Origin of the sequence: Ohtaekwangia kribbensis, assembly GCF_042676245.1 — a bacterium.
In the GTDB taxonomy this organism is placed as follows: Bacteria; Bacteroidota; Bacteroidia; order Cytophagales; family Cyclobacteriaceae; genus Ohtaekwangia; species Ohtaekwangia kribbensis.
The window spans coordinates 397,287-414,391 of sequence record NZ_JBHTKA010000008.1 but is presented as its reverse complement, the minus strand read 5'-3'; the positions used below and the strand labels follow the sequence as shown (position 1 = coordinate 414,391).

16 protein-coding genes are annotated in these 17,105 nt (G+C 42.4%); 7 read left to right on the top strand and 9 right to left on the bottom strand.

Annotation, left to right across the window (positions count from 1 at the left end):
- Positions 1–4 precede the first annotated feature (4 nt).
- Positions 5–1,156 (top strand): DUF748 domain-containing protein, encoded by a 1,152-nt coding sequence (locus ACFQ21_RS22665; protein WP_377582966.1) that lies wholly within the window; start codon positions 5–7, stop codon positions 1,154–1,156.
- Here the strand turns inward: ACFQ21_RS22665 and ACFQ21_RS22660 are convergent.
- Positions 1,151–1,486: a response regulator gene (locus tag ACFQ21_RS22660; RefSeq protein ID WP_377582964.1), complete on the bottom strand. Its 336-nt coding sequence runs from the start codon at positions 1,484–1,486 to the stop codon at positions 1,151–1,153. The genes ACFQ21_RS22665 and ACFQ21_RS22660 overlap by 6 nt on opposite strands.
- Positions 1,487–1,673: 187 nt before the next feature.
- Between ACFQ21_RS22660 and ACFQ21_RS22655 the strand changes: the two genes are divergently transcribed.
- The 3 genes from ACFQ21_RS22655 to ACFQ21_RS22645 all read left to right on the top strand — a co-directional run bounded on the left by ACFQ21_RS22655 (position 1,674) and on the right by ACFQ21_RS22645 (position 2,762).
- Positions 1,674–1,943 (top strand): YtxH domain-containing protein, encoded by a 270-nt coding sequence (locus tag ACFQ21_RS22655; RefSeq protein WP_377582962.1) that lies wholly within the window; start codon positions 1,674–1,676, stop codon positions 1,941–1,943.
- 101 nt (positions 1,944–2,044) lie between these two features.
- Positions 2,045–2,386 (top strand): phage holin family protein, encoded by a 342-nt coding sequence (locus ACFQ21_RS22650; protein ID WP_377582960.1) that lies wholly within the window; start codon positions 2,045–2,047, stop codon positions 2,384–2,386.
- On the top strand, positions 2,379–2,762 hold the full coding sequence (locus ACFQ21_RS22645; protein ID WP_377582958.1) for a hypothetical protein: 384 nt from the start codon (positions 2,379–2,381) through the stop codon (positions 2,760–2,762). The genes ACFQ21_RS22650 and ACFQ21_RS22645 overlap by 8 nt, the downstream gene beginning before the upstream one ends.
- A gap of 1 nt (position 2,763) precedes the next feature.
- Here the strand turns inward: ACFQ21_RS22645 and ACFQ21_RS22640 are convergent, their stop codons facing one another.
- Entirely contained in the window at positions 2,764–3,183 is a 420-nt protein-coding gene (locus tag ACFQ21_RS22640; RefSeq protein ID WP_377582956.1) for a response regulator, read from the bottom strand.
- A 195-nt stretch (positions 3,184–3,378) separates the two neighbouring features.
- On the opposite strand from ACFQ21_RS22640, the gene ACFQ21_RS22635 reads away from it, so the two are divergent.
- The gene (locus tag ACFQ21_RS22635; RefSeq protein ID WP_377582954.1) at positions 3,379–3,660 is read left to right on the top strand and encodes a hypothetical protein; all 282 of its coding nucleotides are present in this window, start codon (positions 3,379–3,381) and stop codon (positions 3,658–3,660) included.
- Positions 3,661–3,712: 52 nt separating this feature from the next.
- Positions 3,713–4,225 (top strand): pyridoxamine 5'-phosphate oxidase family protein, encoded by a 513-nt coding sequence (locus tag ACFQ21_RS22630; protein WP_377582952.1) that lies wholly within the window; start codon positions 3,713–3,715, stop codon positions 4,223–4,225.
- 47 nt (positions 4,226–4,272) lie between these two features.
- Here the strand turns inward: ACFQ21_RS22630 and ACFQ21_RS22625 are convergent, their stop codons facing one another.
- Genes ACFQ21_RS22625 through rpoN form a run of 4 tightly spaced genes read right to left on the bottom strand, consistent with a single transcriptional unit; the run spans position 4,273 to position 10,243 of the window.
- Positions 4,273–5,712 carry an ATP-binding response regulator gene (locus tag ACFQ21_RS22625; protein WP_377582950.1) on the bottom strand — a complete coding sequence of 480 codons (1,440 nt, stop codon included), beginning with the start codon at positions 5,710–5,712 and terminating at the stop codon, positions 4,273–4,275.
- Between the two features lie 8 nt (positions 5,713–5,720).
- Positions 5,721–7,286, bottom strand: a complete 1,566-nt coding sequence (locus tag ACFQ21_RS22620) for an ATP-binding protein (RefSeq protein ID WP_377582948.1) — start codon at positions 7,284–7,286, stop codon at positions 5,721–5,723.
- Positions 7,283–8,788, bottom strand: coding sequence for a sigma-54-dependent transcriptional regulator (locus ACFQ21_RS22615; protein ID WP_377582946.1), 1,506 nt, complete (start codon positions 8,786–8,788; stop codon positions 7,283–7,285). Before ACFQ21_RS22615 ends, ACFQ21_RS22620 begins: the two co-directional genes overlap by 4 nt.
- A 42-nt stretch (positions 8,789–8,830) precedes the next feature.
- Positions 8,831–10,243 (bottom strand): RNA polymerase factor sigma-54, encoded by a 1,413-nt coding sequence (gene rpoN, locus ACFQ21_RS22610; RefSeq protein ID WP_377582944.1) that lies wholly within the window; start codon positions 10,241–10,243, stop codon positions 8,831–8,833.
- Between the two features lie 185 nt (positions 10,244–10,428).
- Here rpoN and ACFQ21_RS22605 point away from each other — a divergent pair, with 185 nt between their 5' ends.
- Positions 10,429–11,832, top strand: a complete 1,404-nt coding sequence (locus ACFQ21_RS22605; RefSeq protein ID WP_377582942.1) for a sensor histidine kinase — start codon at positions 10,429–10,431, stop codon at positions 11,830–11,832.
- Positions 11,833–11,835: 3 nt separating this feature from the next.
- Here ACFQ21_RS22605 and ACFQ21_RS22600 read toward each other — a convergent pair whose 3' ends face one another.
- Genes ACFQ21_RS22600 through ACFQ21_RS22590 form a run of 3 tightly spaced genes read right to left on the bottom strand, consistent with a single transcriptional unit; the run spans position 11,836 to position 17,085 of the window.
- The gene (locus ACFQ21_RS22600; RefSeq protein ID WP_377582940.1) at positions 11,836–12,915 is read right to left on the bottom strand and encodes a phytase; all 1,080 of its coding nucleotides are present in this window, start codon (positions 12,913–12,915) and stop codon (positions 11,836–11,838) included.
- Positions 12,916–12,975: 60 nt separating this feature from the next.
- Complete coding sequence (locus ACFQ21_RS22595) at positions 12,976–14,013, bottom strand: hypothetical protein (RefSeq protein ID WP_377582938.1); 1,038 nt, start codon at positions 14,011–14,013, stop codon at positions 12,976–12,978.
- 18 nt (positions 14,014–14,031) lie between these two features.
- Complete coding sequence (locus tag ACFQ21_RS22590; protein ID WP_377582936.1) at positions 14,032–17,085, bottom strand: TonB-dependent receptor; 3,054 nt, start codon at positions 17,083–17,085, stop codon at positions 14,032–14,034.
- Positions 17,086–17,105: the final 20 nt, after the last annotated feature.

Here is a 17,105-nt window from a genome sequence, read left to right as displayed (position 1 = left end):
GTTCATGAAGATCACGCGGAGCATTTGGGTTGTGGCAGCGCTTGCTGTTATATTGATTGGCGCACGCCTGCTGTTGTTGCGGTATTTAACGCGACACGTAAACAACGCACTGGCTGGTGTACAAGGTTATACGTGTAAAGTAGATGACGTAGATCTATACTTATACAGAGGTGCTTTTCAATTGCAGGATGTTCAGATCAATAAAACCGGAGTCCAGAGTGATATCCCTCTTTTGTATGCTTCAGCTATTGATATATCTATCGATTGGAATGCTCTGCTCGATGAAGCCTTCGTGAGTGACATTACCTTTGAACGTGTCCGATTAAATTTTATTGAAGGTGAAAAGAGTGACCAGTACGGTACAGGTGTCGACTGGGCTATGGTATTAAAAGAACTTTCTCCGTTAAGCGTAAATCGAGTAGTTATAGTGGATAGTAAATTTACATATTACGATCTGAACGTAGAGTCACGTCATGAACTTGCCTTCTATAACTGGAACGGAGCTATTGAAAATCTCTGTCAGATAGCAGACAGCACCAGTGCTTTACCATCCATGGCATACTTTACAGCATCGTCTTCCGACTCCAGCGTATTGAACATGAAAATGAAATTCAATGCTCATAAAGCCGTACCGGATCTTGATATTACATTCGCATTTGAGAATATAGACCTGCAAATATTAAATGGCTTTTTTAAAACGTACTCACAAAAGACTGTTGAACACGGTAAACTCGATCTATATACCAACCTGGCCTTGCTGGATGGTAAAGTTGAAGGGTATATAAAATACGAGGCGACTCATTTGAAAATGACCGATAGCAATGACGGCAAACCGGATGCTTCAAAAGCATGGCAAGCTATAGGTGTGTTTCTGGCGAGTAACCAGGATAAAGAAAAGTTTGCAACACGCGTGCCGCTGGCAGGTACACTGCAAGAGTCTCACCCGGCTATATGGGCTGAACTTTGGCAATTTTATTCGAAGGAATTTTTAAAAGCATTTGAACAACGTAAGCGCGAAGGCACCATTAAGCTGAATACGGTTACCAATGAAGACACTGCTTTAACGCGCAAAATGGAGAAGCAACTTAAAAAAGAGCAGCGGAAGGAACGCAGAAAGAAAAAGCGGGAAGAGCGTAAGAAGCAAAAAGACTCATAAGTAATTTTTGAGCGACCCGAGACTGATTGGCTTCTCCAGGAATTTAATGGCGGGGTGTCCGTTAAGCTCCGTTGGAAATCCGCGGTAAGCACTCATCAGGTTAATAGTGCTGGAAGGAAAATTCTGATGTATATAGTCTACTTTGTCCCATCCCAACCCATCTGGTAAATTATTGTCCAGGAAAATAATATCCGGAGATATACCTTCCAATTTTTGTATACCTTCCTTCAGGGTATAGGCTATATGCACCTCGTACTTTAATGGCACCAGATACGACCTCAGTAATATACATAGATCCTTTTCATCATCTATGATCAATATCTTTTTCACTTCGAATACTCTTTACAGGTAGAGTTAACGATAACTTATTCGTTAAAGTAACTCAAAAACTCTTGTTAAGTTATAAAGTGAAATAAAAATAATCTCACATTTTCGTGTGGGTTGATTTTACGTGGATTTCGTTTCACTTGGAATGATTTTTTATGAAGCGGTATAGGTAAACTTAAATGTAAAAGTCATGACTAGAAACGGTAAAATAATCTTGGGAGTGCTGGCTGCTGCGGCTGCTGGCGCTGTTGCAGGACTACTCCTTGCACCGGACAAAGGAAGTGATCTTCGTAAGAAGATATCGAAAGCTGCAGATGATTTTGCAGGTAACATTACGGATATGATCCTGAGCAACAAAGAGAAACTTTACAATGCGAAAGACCGGGCTATATCCGAAGCACGAGGATTAAAATCTGAAACAGAATCACGTCTGTCGCGTGTAAAAGAATCGTTGAGCTGATCGTATGCAGCCTTTGTTTAGGGTTTTACATATAACATACAGGTTGCATTGTAAAACCTTAAACAAAACTTTATCTACCGAATCTATAAATGTTAACCCGTATGGCAGAAATAAAATCAAAGGCAGAAGATTTAGCAGAACATGCTGGCGATTATTTTGAAACACAGTTTAAACTTGCCAGGTTAAATGCTACCGATAAAGCCACAGGTTTGGCATCACAGGGTTTCATGTTTGCAGTGGTCGCTATACTCGCCTTGTTTGTACTGCTGTTCACAGGGCTTGGCCTGAGCTGGTGGATCGGCAGAGTTATTAATAATATAGTAGGTGGTTTCTTTATTGTTGCAGGAGTATATGTTCTGCTGATAGCCTTATTATTATTGTTGCGCAAATCGGTTATAGCGCCTGTTATTCGTAATTTCTTAATCGCCCGGATTTATGAGTAGAATTCGTACACATGATGATCTTGTGAAAGAGAGACAGCGGCTATTGGCTCTCCTTGAAGAACAAAAAGCGCAGATCAAAGTTGATGTTCGGGAATTGAAAGAAGAACTTCGTCCGCTTTATACATTGATGTCCGTTGTTGGAAAAGTTACTACGCGCGAAACCCGTAATGACCTGTTGGTAAATACCGGCTCATCGTTAGCGGTGGATCTGCTGGCCGGCAGAGTTATATCCAAGAATCCTATTGCACGCATGTTCCTGCCCGGTGTATTAAAGAATGTTGCATCGCATCTTATATACAATGCAAAACCATTTTTGCAAAAACTCTTTTCTAAAAAGAAAAAGACAGCACAACCTTCTGACGTCTTATCGCATTGATTTATGATGCAGGTATAGATGCTACCGAAAACCAATAATTGCGTACTTCCTGAATTACAGTGAGCAACGATTCAAAGCTTGTTGGTTTTACTATATATGTGTTGGCACCAAGTTCATAACAGCGCTGTATTTCAGCATCGTTTTTAGTAGTGGTGAATACAACTACAGGTATCTTTTTAAAAACCGGATGTTGCTTGATTTCTTTCAACGTTTCGCGGCCATCTTTCTTGGGCATGTTCAGATCCAGCAGTATAAATCCCGGGTATTCTGTATTTGCGATTGACTCCAGATAGTTAATCAGTTCTATTCCGTTCTCTACAAACTCGACTTTGTCTTTATATCCCTTCTCATCAAAAGCCGTCTGCATGAGGTAGCGGTCATCGGCATCGTCTTCAGCAACCAGGATAAAGTCTTTGCGCATGGGTTTTATTGTCATGATCAAATATAATTATTCGGATAGTTGTTGTAGAAACGTTTTTAAACCAATGGAAGTTTAAAGCGAGGAAAAAAGAGATAAATCTGTGGAATTAATTACACTGCGCTATAGCTGCGGCAGTGTGCTATACGAGGAAACCGCGGGCCTAATTTTTCCTATATATCCATAAACTAACGCTTTATGAAAGTGCACGCAAAACAACAGAAACGTGTCGGTCAGAAAAAGCAAGATCCGAAACGCCCCGTTGCAACACGTAAACCTGGTGAAAAGCCTTCGGTACCTGCAACGGAAGAAGAAGTGTCTGCACAAACAGAGCAGGCAGTAGCCAATGAAAGTGCGACATCTGTACCTGAGACAAAAGATTGGGAGAAACAACCTCGTGTAAATGAGGACGACCAACGCAACATTGTGAACAATCCAGAGCATGCACAGCAGGAAATAACCGATCACCATGACAAGTAACGATAGGCTGGTGCACGCGAAATATAGTTTGAAACCATTAAAGGATTAAAGTATGGCATTTGAAGTGATTGAGAACCGCCACGAAGCGGTAGAAAAACTTAAAGAGCTGGTAGATGATGTGAATATATGCATGCTTGTTACCACCGATGATACCGGTAACGTAATGAGCAGACCTATGGCAACCATTGATGTGGATGATGACGGTAACGTATGGTTCTTTACTAACGAGTTCTCCGAAAAGATACATGAAGCTTCGCAGGACAATTCGGTTGCGCTCGTGTACTCGCATCCTGGTAAAAATGTATATATACACGCCAACGGTATAAGCTCTGTGATTATTGACAAAACAAAAATGAAACAACTGTGGAAGCCGATGTTAAAGGCATGGTTTCCCGATGGCGTTGACGACCCTAAGCTATGCCTGCTAAAAGTAAATGTACAGGTTGCTCATTATTGGAACAGTGCTTCCAACAAAATGGTAACCTTCTTTAACATGCTGCGCGCTGTTGCAACAGGCGACCGCTACGATGAGGGTGAAGTAGGCAAACTCAAACTCGAAAAGTGATGACAGTTAATGTTAAGGGTATGCTTGCGTGTACCCTTAACGTTGCTTTAGTTTTGTATCGGGAATGAAATAAGGAATGAAGTGCCAAAGTTTTCCCTTGATTTAACATCAATGTGGGCTTTGTGTGCCTGGAGTATATTAAGCGTAGCCGCGAGCCCCAGTCCCATTCCGTTTCGCTTGGATGTAAAATAGGGCTCAAACAACTTGGAAAGATTTTCCGGGGATATACCGCATCCGTTGTCTGTTATCTCTACGGTGTAGTGTGCATGATTGGGATTTACGACAATGGTAAGTTCGCCCTGCACATCTTTCATGGCTTCCACAGCATTGATGATGATATTGAGAAAAGCAATTTTCAATTTCTCGCTATCGGCCTGTATATAGCACGCAGTTTCGGGGTAACGCACGCGCATGTTGATATGTTGTAGTGTAATACGATCCAGCGCAGCACCAATGCTGTCGTCAAGCACACCTTGTAATATAGCTTTCTTGAATTGAAGCTCCGTTGGTCTTGCCGAATTGAGAAGCTCGGTGATGAGATCGTTTATTCTCTTGGAGTTGCGTTGTATGATTTCCAGGAACAACGCATCGTCTTCAATTTTGTTTGAGCTGATGAGCTGTTCTACCGACATCTGTATGTTGTTAAGTGGATTGCGTACTTCGTGCGCCAGTGTTCGCACCAACCTTCCGGTGGCGGCCAGCTTCTCTGCCTGCAATGCTGCTTTTTCTGCTCGCTTCAGATTTGTTATATCGTGAATAATACCCTGTACATATAGCGCACCGGTATTATCAATCTCCTGCGTGGCGGAGAGTATACAATATTTCTTTTCGCCTTGTTTATTGATCAATACGATTTCGGCATCGTCTACCTCGCGCGCATACTCGAGACTTTGCTGTATACTATCTTTACCTTCCGTGATAAGTTCGTAGAGGGAAAGTAATGAAAGCTCTTCCTGTGTGTAGCCCAACAGTTCGGCTGTGGCACCGTTCACATTTTTAAAACGCAATGCTTCGTCCGTAATAAATACGGCATCTTTTGAGCGCTCAAAGATGCTGCGATACTTTCGTTCGTTGGCGCGCAAGGCTTTAAGTGAAGCGGAGCGCTCGAGCGAATAGCGAATGCTGCGTTCCAGCTTTTCCGTATTCAGCTCAGACTTGATGAGGTAATCCATAGCACCTACCACCATGGCCTCTTTATCTACCGCTCGATTACCTTTACCGGTAAGTAAAATAATAGGCTGCTCACAATTCAATTGTACAGCTTCCTTGAGCAGGTCCAAACCTGTTTTTATTCCGAGACGATAATCTACCAGGTATAAATCGTGCTCGGAGGTGCGTATATGTTCTACCGCGCGGGCGTAGGTAGAGCACCAGTCAATTTCAAAAGAAGCACCTTCAATACTTTTTATATAGTCGCTGGTGATGATGAAATCGTCCTCATCATCGTCTACGATCAGAATGCGTGTAGCCTGTACGGTAGTTGACATGGGTCAGGTTATGATTGTTTCTCGGGTAGTATAACTACAAAAGTAGCACCGGAATCGGGTTTACTTTCTGCATACATTATACCATTGTGATTATCGATAATTTTTTTGCAAATGGCTAGTCCTATACCAGAGCCGGGGTACTCTGCTTTACCATGCAGCCGCTGAAAGATCTGAAAAATGCGGTCTGCATATTCTTCTTCGAAACCTATACCATTATCACTTACCTGTAGCTTGAAAAATTCTTTATCAACAGGAAGATGATGTTCTTCTTTTTCAGTTTTACTGGCTTTGCTGCTGGTTATTTTTATCACGGGTGCAATAGCAGGCTTTCTGAATTTGATAGCGTTGCTCAACAGGTTGTTGAAGAGCTGCTTCATTTCAGAAGCCACCGCTTCGAGCCGCGGCAATGCCGATGTAACTATACTCGCATTGGTTTCTTCGATCTTCAGTTCAAGATCGGTTTTTACATTGGCAATTATATCCTGCAGGTTTATCCACTCGAATGCGTACGAACTTCGACTGGTTCGTGAAAACTCGAGCAGGTTATCAATCAGCATACGCATGTTCTCAGCCGAAGCCATAATGCGTTCCAGGTATAGCCCGCCATCGGGACCTAATTTATCTATGAATTTTGCTTTGAGCCGCTCACCGAAGGTTGATATTTTCCGGATGGGTTCCTGCAGATCGTGCGAAGCTATATAGGCAAATTCTTCCAGCTCTTTGTTCGAGCGATTCAATTCACGAATGCTGCGGTCACGGTCGCGCTCAAAATTACGCAAGCGTGTAATATCGCGTGTTATACCTACAACCTTTATAGCACCGCCATCAGTGTTCGTTACTACTTTCGCTTTTGTAGATACAATCTTGGTTGCACCGGTTCGGGTTTTTACCTGGTACTCCTGTTCAAAGCCCGATTTCGTGCTGATCGCATCTTGCAGCGCGTGTTCAAATGAAGCTATATCTTCGGCTGATACCAGGTCTACATAAAAATCATAGGTGATGGCAGGCCGATCGTCTTCTTCAAATTCAAGTAACTGGTATAGACCTTTTGTCCAGGTAATTTTTTGATCGGCGATAGTATACGTCCAGCTGCCCAGTTGAAGAAGCTCTTCAGTTTCTTCAATTAAACTGCGCACAGCTTTTACTTCTTCTTCGCTTTTCCGGAAGTCGGTTATATCCTGTGCTATAAATAAAAATGAAGCAGGCTGGCCTGTTTCGGCTCTGCGCATAACCGTACCATGGGTTCGGAAGTAGCGCCAGTAACCTTCTTTATGATTGAGTCTGCAGTTAAAGCAATACGAATCATTATTTTGTAACGCATAGAATTTCTCCAGCTCGTGCTGAACAAGTTCTATATCTTCTTTGAAAATAAGCTCATTCAGGTCGCCACCGATATCTTCATAGGAGAATCCCAGAAAATCATGAACCTTCCTGTTGAGGAATGAAATATGTTTCGTATCTACATCATAGATGTAGATGATGGCGGGAAAGAAATCAGCTATTTTTTCATCAAAGGCATTCCGGCTCTCACCGGCTTCAAACAACGTTTTAAAGTATTGAATGTGCTCACTCATACTTCATGATGAAACTCAATGTTATTGAGTTCTTTGTATTGCTTGATTTTATTATAGAGTGTTTTACGATCGATCTTTAAAAGCTTCGCTGCTTTGCTTTTGTTGAAGTTTACGCGCTTCAGTGCCTCGAGAATAATTTCATACTCGGCATCTATACCGGCACCTTTCAAGCCTGTTTCTTTAATAATAGGACGTGTATAACTTGGTGTTGGTGGTAAGCCTGAATCCATGTAGGGAGAAGCTATAGGAGCAGAAGTATCTGCGCCACTGTTATCAAACTGCAGTTTGGTATAGTTTGATACTTCAAATGGTATACTCTTCACATCAATAACATCACCATCCGCTAATAGTGTAGCACGTTTGATAACATTCTTAAGCTCGCGCAAGTTGCCATGCCATACATAGTTCTGGAAAATGGTTTCAACTTCCGGAGTAAATCCTTTTACATTTTTACCAAGCTCCTGATTGGTGATATTCAGGAAGTGATTGGCGAATATCATGACATCATTTTTGCGTTCGCGCAATGGCGGAACGTTGATCTGAAATTCGTTGAAGCGATGGTAAAGGTCTTCGCGAAATTTGCCGTTACGGCATGCATCCCAGAGTTTTTCGTTGCTCGCTACAATAATGCGTACATCCAGGTCTATATCTTTTGTACCACCTACACGTTTCATTTTTCGCTCTTGTGTAACGCGAAGTAATGACACCTGTACATCATACGGCAGGTTGGCAATTTCATCCAGTAGTATCGTGCCGCCGTTGGCAAGTTCAAAACTTCCTATCTTCTGACCGACAGCTCCCGTGAATGATCCTTTTTCGTGACCGAATAATTCACTACCTGCAAGTTCTTTTGACAGGGCTCCACAATCTATCGCGATAAAAGGTTTATCAGAACGTTTGCTTCGCTTATGTATCTCTTGTGCGATCGCTTCTTTACCACTTCCGCTTTCGCCATAGATAATTACACTATAATTGGTTGGACCAACAAGGTCGATCTGGTTTAGTATATTTTTAAAATCAGGACTGTTGCCGAAAATATAGATTTGATTTGAATCTCCCTTTTTACCGTTTGATACCTGCGTTCTGCTTCCATTGTACTCTTCGGTGTTGGCAGGTGCTACCTGTGTTACAACAGGAGCCGGTTCTTTCAGGGCACGTTTTATAGTAATGAGAATTTCATCAGGCAACAACGGTTTTGTTACATAGTCTATTGCTCCGAGGCGCATTACCTCTACAGCCGTTTTTATATTACTATAGCCTGTAATGATAATTACAGGCACTGCCGGAAGTTTATCTTTTATATTCTTGAGAATGGTGGTACCATCCATATCCTCCAGCTTGAAATCGCAGAGGATAAGATCCGGATTTGTTCCCTCCAATATTTCCAATGCCTTTTTGCCGCTGTTTGCCTCAATAGCCTCAAAGCCGTGCTTGGACAAAAAACGCTTCAGAACAAGGCACATGTCCTTATCGTCATCAATGATTAATATTTTTTCAGCCATATATTTTTTAAAAATAACTACACCTATAATTACTCAAAAAAATTACGCCCAGAAAGCCCGCATCTGAGCAACGGGTATCTGAAGATGCTCACGGTATTTGGTAACGGTGCGTCTTGCGATGTTAAAGCCGCGTGTTGCCAGCAACGATGCCAGTTGCTGATCTGAGTATGGAGACTTCTTATCCTCGCACTTGATAACTTCTTCAATCTCCTTCTGGATAACTTTGTTGCTGATCACTGCACCGCTCTTGTTCTCGATACCTTCGCTAAATAAGCTCTTTAATAAAATCGTTCCAAAGGGCGTTTGAATGTACTTGTTACAGGTAATGCGTGACACCGTAGATATATCTACCACGGCCATCTCCGCTATATTTTTCAGGATCATCGGTTTGAGTTGTGACTTGTCTCCATCCTGAAAATAATCGAACTGGTATTGAACAATGGCATTAATAACATTTAGCATGGTTGTTTCACGCTGGCGTATGGCATTTACAAACCACTCTGCTGAACTGAGTTTGCTCTTCAGGTATTGGAACGTACGTGTATCTTTACCTTTCTCGGCTTCCTTTACCATTGCTTTCATGCGATTGCTGATGACGAGATTAGCAGAGCGCTGATTGGTAAGACCTACTTCCATGCCATCTTCACGATGGGTGATAAAGAAATCGGGAATAATTGTGTCGGCTGAAGTTCTTTCTTCGGTGCTTCCAATTGGATTGAGATTCAGAGCGCCCATCATCTCCAACACCATGCGTAATTCTTCTTCGTCAATCTGTAAAGCGTTTTCTATTTTTTCGAAGTTCCGCGCCTTTAGATCATCGTAGTGTTTTTCAAGAATGGTAAGCGCTGCTTTTACATCCGGACATTTTGTATTCATGCGCTTCAGTTGCAACAGCATACACTCACGAATGTCGCGCGCACCTACGCCTGCGGGTTCAAAGCTTTGTATAACGTGTAGTAATTTTTCGGCATCTTCTCCTTCAATCCACTTCATGGTTTTGAGCGAGAAATCTTCAGCGAGTGTTTCGAGAGGTGTTTCAAGAAAACCTTTTTCATTCAGGTTTCCGATGACGAACTGTGCGAAGGCTTCGTCTGTTTCAGAAAGTTTTATAGCTGATAACTGTTCTTCAAGATCTACTTTGAAATCGCGGCCCGCAACGATAGGCCTATCCGGCATTTCTTCCTGCTGATAATATTGTCTGTTTTCAGTTTTATAGTCGGGTATATCATCATAACCATATTCATCCCAGTCCTGAAACTCCTGAACTTCTTCTTTGCTATTGGTTGTTTCTATTTCATCAGAATTATCCTTCTCCTCGATAATAGGATTTTCCTCCAATTCGTTTTTTATTCGTTGCTCAAGTTGTAAGCTTGTTAAGTGAAAGAGCTCAAGCATCTGAAGCTGCTGAGGATTTATTTTTAGCTGTTGCTTCTGCGTTAGATTCTGACGTAACATAGCCAATGGTTTTGGTTTAAATATTAAAACCTATATGCAACCCTAAAACCAAACTTTTTTGCCCGTTGATTTTTTTTTAAGATTCTGATTGTCAGATAAATGTAATTTCTAAAAATAAAGCGGTCAAGTGTAAATGAGGAGTATTGGGGAAAATGTTGCTCATTTTGTAGAAATTAATCTATTCTATGCGTAAGTCCGTTATAATAACCTACTTAGCTTTTTTCGTTTCCCTCGTTATTTTGCTCGGCATTGGGTTTAACTTTTATACCCGGTTATTGCGCTATAATTATTCCATCACCTGGATTGAACGCACCCACGAGGTGTTGCAGGAACTGAAGAACCTCGAAAATTATTTCAAGGAAATGGAGAGCAGCCAGCGCGGCTTCCTGCTCACCAACGACAGCCTTTTTATAAAACCTTTTGAAGAACGACTCAGCGCTGTGCGCGGATCATTCAGTCGCTTACTCGAGCTTACGAGTGAAAACCCCGCGCAGCAAAAAAAACTAAAAGACCTCAGCTATATAATTGCCCGAAGAATAGATATACTCGAAGAGAGCACAGCGCTTCATAAACTGGACAGAACATTATTTGAGAAACGCTTAAGGGCAGGAAGAGAAACGATGCAGGAATGCGAAGCTATTCTCAAGGATATAGAGCAGGAAGAAAAACGCCTGCTCGTTACACGAAGAAAGATAAAAGACTCATACGGCTCGGCTTCATCTAACTACTCGGTTGTAATATTTACATTTTCATTTGTTGTGTTCATTATCACGTTTCTGCTCATTATACGCGAGCTATCGAGACGATTCCGATACCAGCGTGAACTGGAACTAAAGATTACCGAGCTCAATCAAGCCAACGCGGAGCTGGAGCAAATTACATTTGCAGCTTCGCACGATCTGCAGGAACCGCTGCGCAAAATTTTAACCTTTAGTGATATGCTAAAGGTAAAGTATAAAGATGAATTACCTGCCGAAACACAGCGGCTGGTAGAGCGTTTGCAATTCTCGGCAACGCGCATGCATGAGCTGGTGGAAGACCTGATGAACTTTACGCAACTGGTAGGACAAAAAGAAGAATCGCAACGGGTATCACTGAAAGAAGTTGTGGAGGAAGTACAGCATGAGTTGAAAGATATATTTACCGCTAAAGATGTAAAGCTCTCCATCGATTTGCGTCTGCCGGATATAACCGGGTATCGTTCACAATTAAATCTGCTGTTTCATTCGCTGTTGGACAATGCCGTGAAATTCTCGAAAGAAAATGTGCCTCCGGCAATATTTATACTTACGCAGCAAGCCACGGCTGAAGAAATGAAAGAGAAATTTAAAATCCGGTACGACAGCCAGCACTATATTAAAATTATTGTACGCGATAATGGCATTGGCTTCGATAATGAATTTGCCGGAAGGATGTTCAATTTATTTCAACGGCTGCACTCGCAGCAATCGGCCTATACGGGTAAGGGTATTGGACTTACCATTGTGAAGCGAATTATGACGAATCACCTCGGGTTTGTATCAGCTCACGGGAAAGTAAATGAAGGTGCCGAGTTTGTTTTATACTTCCCCGTGAGTGAATCTGCCTGAATGTTACTGAGCCGATCGTAATTCTTTTCCGGCTATATCTTCCCAACGATAAAACTGGAATGTTTTATCATCGCTCATGGCTACAAACAACCCGTGCGGAAATCCGGGCAACGCTATGCTGGTAACATCACTGCCATCGCTTTCAACTGTGGAAGTCTTTACAGTTTTTAATAGCGGATGATCGTGCTTGCTGTTTTTGCCTTCGCGTAAATATATGTGGAACTGGTTGGCCTGCTGATCGGATACAAGTATATATCCTGTACCATCTTTAAATTTATAAATGGATATACCTTCGTGATTGTCAGTAAAGCCGGTCGTGCCGAAGTGAGCAAGTTCGGTGTTGGCGCTATCCGGATGCGCATAGTACTTGCGAATGCCGACACCTTCGTCTGAATAGTATATATATCCCAGCTCATTGTCCACCGCGATGGATTCTATTTCGTTTTTGCCACTATAGTTTCCGAATTTACGAACTAGTTTTCCGGTTACATTTCCACTGCCGTCATCCTGCAGCAGGTATTGCCAGATATAGCTTCCATCGGTAGGTCCGGATTTTCTCCCAACAATAGCATAGATCTTTCCATCAGCCGGATTAGTATATAGCGCTACCCCCATGGGCGCGCGCAATGAATCATTTTCAAAAACCGGTATACCACCTTTGTCTATTGCCTTCATATCAGGCAAACTGAAAACACGGATGGAATTTGTGTTACGCTCGGTGCATACGGCTATATCTGTTTTTTTATTCTGAAGACTAAGACCGTATGCTATATCTACATTATTAGGGCGCTTAATGTTCTTTACCGTTTTTGATTTGATCTCTTTTCCATTCAGATCAAATACATAGAGCGCACCATCACCGGCATCGCCACCTTTGTCGGTGCCCACGATCAGGCTCTGAGACGGATCATTCGGGTTGATCCAGAATGCAGGATCATCGCTGTCATACGACACAGTATCGGACGCAAACACGGGTTTAACTACGGCTGCAGTATCTACCTGGGCTGGTGATGTCGGTGTCTCTTTTTGTTTGCAGGCTATAAATAAAAATGCGGGTGCTGTAAGTATCAGTAATCGCTTCATTGTAAAATATACTTAATTTATGCCGATCGTGCCGTGAGCACGGTCAGCCATTCTATACCATTAATCTTTTGTAAAGGTGAAACTAACGCCATCACCATTGCTAAATAGTTCTTCGCCTTCTTTGAAGTAATCTTCATCCACAACTTTTAGAAAATGAATTGTTATGGTTTCTTCAGCTTCATTGATTTCATATTCACTGTCGATGATGAAATCCAGTTCGTCTTCTTCAACGCCTTCGTCATTTACAATAACGTGGCTTCCTTCCAACGATAACTCACCATCTTCGGCTTCATACTCTGCTTCGATCTCGATCACTTTGTTTTCAGTCTCTGTTTCAGACTCACCGTTTTCGCAGGTAGTAATTTCTTCTTCCTCTGCTAATTCGATTTCGAATTTCATTTCTTCGAATTCAAATTCAGCTTTTACTTTTCCGGTGATGTCTTCAAAGTTTATCCCTTGCAGTTCAGGATTTAAGGGCCCAAATATACTTTTAAAAGCTTCGAACTCTTCTTCGTTGTTAAACTCAAGTTCCCATTCGCCTGCCGCGTCATTGTCTAATACTTCGTATTCGAATACATTTGGTGAACCCAGTATAACACGCTCAGATGATTTGAGATTAGATAATTCAAATTTGAAACTGCCTTTCGTTTCATCTTCACCGGGCAACGTAAGTATAACTTCGAAAGAAGTAGGTACGAATTTCAAATCTTCATCACGTGAAAGTGTAATAGTTCCGGAGAGGCCGTCATTGCTTGCCGTAAAAGGAATTTCGCGTTCGTATGTACAATCGTCTACTTCAACTTCGTATATAATCTTGTCGATAGTTACATGATCAGCCATGTCCTCTTCAAGATCGGTAATAGTATAATCTATTGTGATGTTGCTTTCAGGAAGTGCAGCATCCGGTAAATAATCAGCGAACTTAACTTCTATGCTATAGTCCTCTGCATCGGCAAGGTCAGCGCCTTCCTCTGCATCCAGCAACAGCTGAAGGGGGAAGTTATTATCGTTCGGTTTTTCGTCCAGCGAATTATCGGCACAGCTCACAAAGGCTGTTAATATCAAGGTTGTCGCCAAAGTATATAAATGCTTTTTCATTTCTTTTTCAGGTTAAGGTTATAGATCGAGTTTAAGACCGGCACGTGTCCACCATGAATAAAATTCACGTTGGATATAGTGGTTCTCCTGTCCCTGGTATACTTCGAAAGGCTGGTTGGTAATGTTCAGGAACTCGGCAAAGAAACGCAGCTTCGGACTGATCGTGATGGTGGTTGTAGCGTCCATCTGAATACGGTCTTTTACATACAGATCTTCGCTTGCATTGCCACCAATCTCACTGATATACTCTCCATTGAAGTTGGCGCTTACGCGGAAGTTGAAACGACCCAGGTCATATCCCAGCGACAAATTACCAACGTGTTTCGCCTGACCCGGAAGTCTGATCTCTTCATTGTCGTTGCTGTTGCTGCGTGATTGAATTTCAGCGTTTGATGAAGTGAGCGTATAGTTAGCATATATACTCAGTCCTTTTAAAATGCCCGGTAGAAACGTTAGATTCTGTTGATACGCTACTTCAAAACCTAGTAAAGAAGCTGCCTCACCATTGCGCGCTTGTGTGATATCGATCACTTGTCCATCGGAGCCTGGGTATTGACTGCTTTCAAATCTGCGGTTGAAAATGAAATCGGTGAGTCGCTTGTAGAATACTCCACCGGATAATATACCTACGCTTCCAAAATATTTTTCAGCCAATATATCCACGTTGGTTGCGCCAACCGGTTTTAACTGCGCGTTACCGATAGTACCTTCTCCTTCGTTGATGTTAATTTCCTGTGCGGGTATAATATCACTGAAGTTAGGACGAGCGTAACTACGTGTTACGGCCATGCGCAGGTTTGTATTGTCATTTACATTATAGCGTACGTGCAGTTGTGGTAAGAAGAAACTATAATCAGTGCTTCCTTCTTCCGGTATAATTTCGCTTTCATTTACAACGGTGTACGATTTATAGTCAACGCTGGTGTGCTCAAAACGAAAACCTCCCAATACCATAAGTTTGTTCACTTGCAGTTTGGTCATCATATACCCGGCATATACATCTTCCTTGGCTGTATACGATTCGGCTGCTTCTGTAGCAAGTTTGTCTTCTACCGATAATTCGAAGTTGCCCGGGTTAGCGTTGAAGTAACGTATGAATCTTTCCGGGTCGGCATTGGCGCGCAGGGTATATTTACCATCCAGGAAGTTGTCGTCTACTTTTCCTCCTTCGTATTGGTCGAGGGTAAGATCATCGGATCCAGTATAGCTGAATACATTCTCCGTAATGTCATAACGTTTTTCTTTCAGACGAACCTTTCCTCCGAATTTGAATAGTCCATCGCTATTGCCAGCTTTATACGGTATACCTATGTTGAATTTGGCGGTCTTGTTTACATCTTTAGCATATGTATTGCCCATGGTGGCCTCGTCAAATTCATAGACGGAATTGTTAAGGTATATATTTTGCGAACTCGTATGTGGCAGATCGTCCACCACGAACGATGGAAACTTTGGATTGGTGTCAAAGTCGATCGACATCTGGTCCACTTCACCAATACTCCCTATCTCGATATCGAATGGCGTATCTTGTATTGCTTCCGAGTAAGACACTTCGTAATCAAGATTGATTTTAGAGAGCGTATGTTTTGCTCCCAGGTTAAAGCTGGTTACGATCTGTTTCTCCAGGCGGTCTTTAGTGAGGCGTTCAATTTCGTTGTCTTCGAAGGGAGAGTCGTCAACATTTGGATTGAATATATAGCGCCTTCTTTCCTCGCGATCGGTAAAACGATTGTAGAGCGATCGGAAATACACTTCGTTCTTGTCGTTGAATTTATAGTCAATGGTGCTGCTTAAGCCGAGGCGTGTTCGGGTAAGTTCATAGTCGCGTAACTCGAGTGCATTATCATCACGTTCCCAGTTGTCGGAGCCACGTTCGGTTTCATAGTAACTTGAGTTCAGCATAATGCCGAGCTTGTTATTGAGAAATCGCTGACTTAGCTCCAGTGATCCCTGCAGGTTCGTCTTGCCATTTATATTGTTATACCCTACAAGACCGGACGCATTTATACTAATGTTCTCCGTTTGCGCAGTGCGTGTAATCAGGTTCACCGAACCACCAATGGCATCACCATCCATGTCTGGCGTAATAGCTTTGCTTACTTCAATGGATGAGAGCTGATCGGCTGGTACTGCATCCAGCGCCACATAACGAACGCTGGCTTCTGGTGATGGTATCTGCTCGCCGTTAATGCTGATGTTGGTGAACTGCGGTGCCAAACCGCGTACCAATACGTAGCGGCCTTCACCTTGATCTCTTTCAATATTTACTGCGGGCACACGCTGCAAGGCTTCTGCCACGTTTGGATCAGGAAAGCGACCGATCTGGTCAGCACTCACTACGTTCTTGATGTTGTCGGCTGTCTTCTGCTGGTTCAATGCTTTTTGTTGTCCTTGCAACACACCGGTAATAACGATATCCTGCAGTTGTGTGGCATCGCTTATCATTTTAAGTTCAACATCAGCAACTCCATTTTCCGGAACGGTTACTACTTCGGTATATTTACGGAAGCCTATATAGCTTATTTCAAGCTCGACTTCACCACTGGGTACACGTAAAAAGAATTCTCCGTTAACATCGGATGTCGTTCCGTTGTTGGTTCCTTTTTGGAATATAGTAGCGCCCGGTAAAACAGATTTGAACTGATCATCGATCACACGTCCGCGGACTGCACCGGCTGCCGCTGGTTTCTTTACTGTAGCTGTTGTCAGATTCGATTTTACCAATAGCAAATTGTCCATTTGCTGAATAGCTACACGCGCTTGCGTAGCGATGGCTTCCAGAATTTGCCCGAGGTTGGTATGATGGCCATCCAGCGTGATCTTTTTGGTAAGGTCTACTCTCTTGCTGCTATAGGTAAAGGTAAAATCTGTTTTCTCTTCGATGATGGTAAAAACATCTTTCAGTGTTTTGTCTTTTACCTCGAGACGAAGCTTAACATCGTAGATGTTTTGCGCAGTGCCGTTTCGGGCAAACAGAACGTTGAGCAATAAACATTGCAGCGCAATTCCTGTTAATGTGTACAGGGTAAATTTTTGCGCCTTCGAAATACAAATCTGTAATTTTGTATACATAAGGGGTTCAGGTTATTTTT

Bases quoted from the DNA above. Each gene is read 5' to 3' on its own strand.
- ACFQ21_RS22665 (WP_377582966.1), top strand. From the start codon at position 5: ATGAAGATCACGCGGAGCATTTGGGTTGTGGCAGCGCTTGCTGTTATA.
- ACFQ21_RS22655 (WP_377582962.1), top strand. From the start codon at position 1,674: ATGACTAGAAACGGTAAAATAATCTTGGGAGTGCTGGCTGCTGCGGCT.
- ACFQ21_RS22650 (WP_377582960.1), top strand. From the start codon at position 2,045: ATGGCAGAAATAAAATCAAAGGCAGAAGATTTAGCAGAACATGCTGGC.
- ACFQ21_RS22645 (WP_377582958.1), top strand. From the start codon at position 2,379: ATGAGTAGAATTCGTACACATGATGATCTTGTGAAAGAGAGACAGCGG.
- ACFQ21_RS22640 (WP_377582956.1), bottom strand. From the start codon at position 3,183: ATGCGCAAAGACTTTATCCTGGTTGCTGAAGACGATGCCGATGACCGC.
- ACFQ21_RS22635 (WP_377582954.1), top strand. From the start codon at position 3,379: ATGAAAGTGCACGCAAAACAACAGAAACGTGTCGGTCAGAAAAAGCAA.
- ACFQ21_RS22630 (WP_377582952.1), top strand. From the start codon at position 3,713: ATGGCATTTGAAGTGATTGAGAACCGCCACGAAGCGGTAGAAAAACTT.
- ACFQ21_RS22625 (WP_377582950.1), bottom strand. From the start codon at position 5,712: ATGTCAACTACCGTACAGGCTACACGCATTCTGATCGTAGACGATGAT.
- ACFQ21_RS22620 (WP_377582948.1), bottom strand. From the start codon at position 7,286: ATGAGTGAGCACATTCAATACTTTAAAACGTTGTTTGAAGCCGGTGAG.
- ACFQ21_RS22615 (WP_377582946.1), bottom strand. From the start codon at position 8,788: ATGGCTGAAAAAATATTAATCATTGATGACGATAAGGACATGTGCCTT.
- rpoN (WP_377582944.1), bottom strand. From the start codon at position 10,243: ATGTTACGTCAGAATCTAACGCAGAAGCAACAGCTAAAAATAAATCCT.
- ACFQ21_RS22605 (WP_377582942.1), top strand. From the start codon at position 10,429: ATGCGTAAGTCCGTTATAATAACCTACTTAGCTTTTTTCGTTTCCCTC.
- ACFQ21_RS22600 (WP_377582940.1), bottom strand. From the start codon at position 12,915: ATGAAGCGATTACTGATACTTACAGCACCCGCATTTTTATTTATAGCC.
- ACFQ21_RS22595 (WP_377582938.1), bottom strand. From the start codon at position 14,013: ATGAAAAAGCATTTATATACTTTGGCGACAACCTTGATATTAACAGCC.
- ACFQ21_RS22590 (WP_377582936.1), bottom strand. From the start codon at position 17,085: ATGTATACAAAATTACAGATTTGTATTTCGAAGGCGCAAAAATTTACC.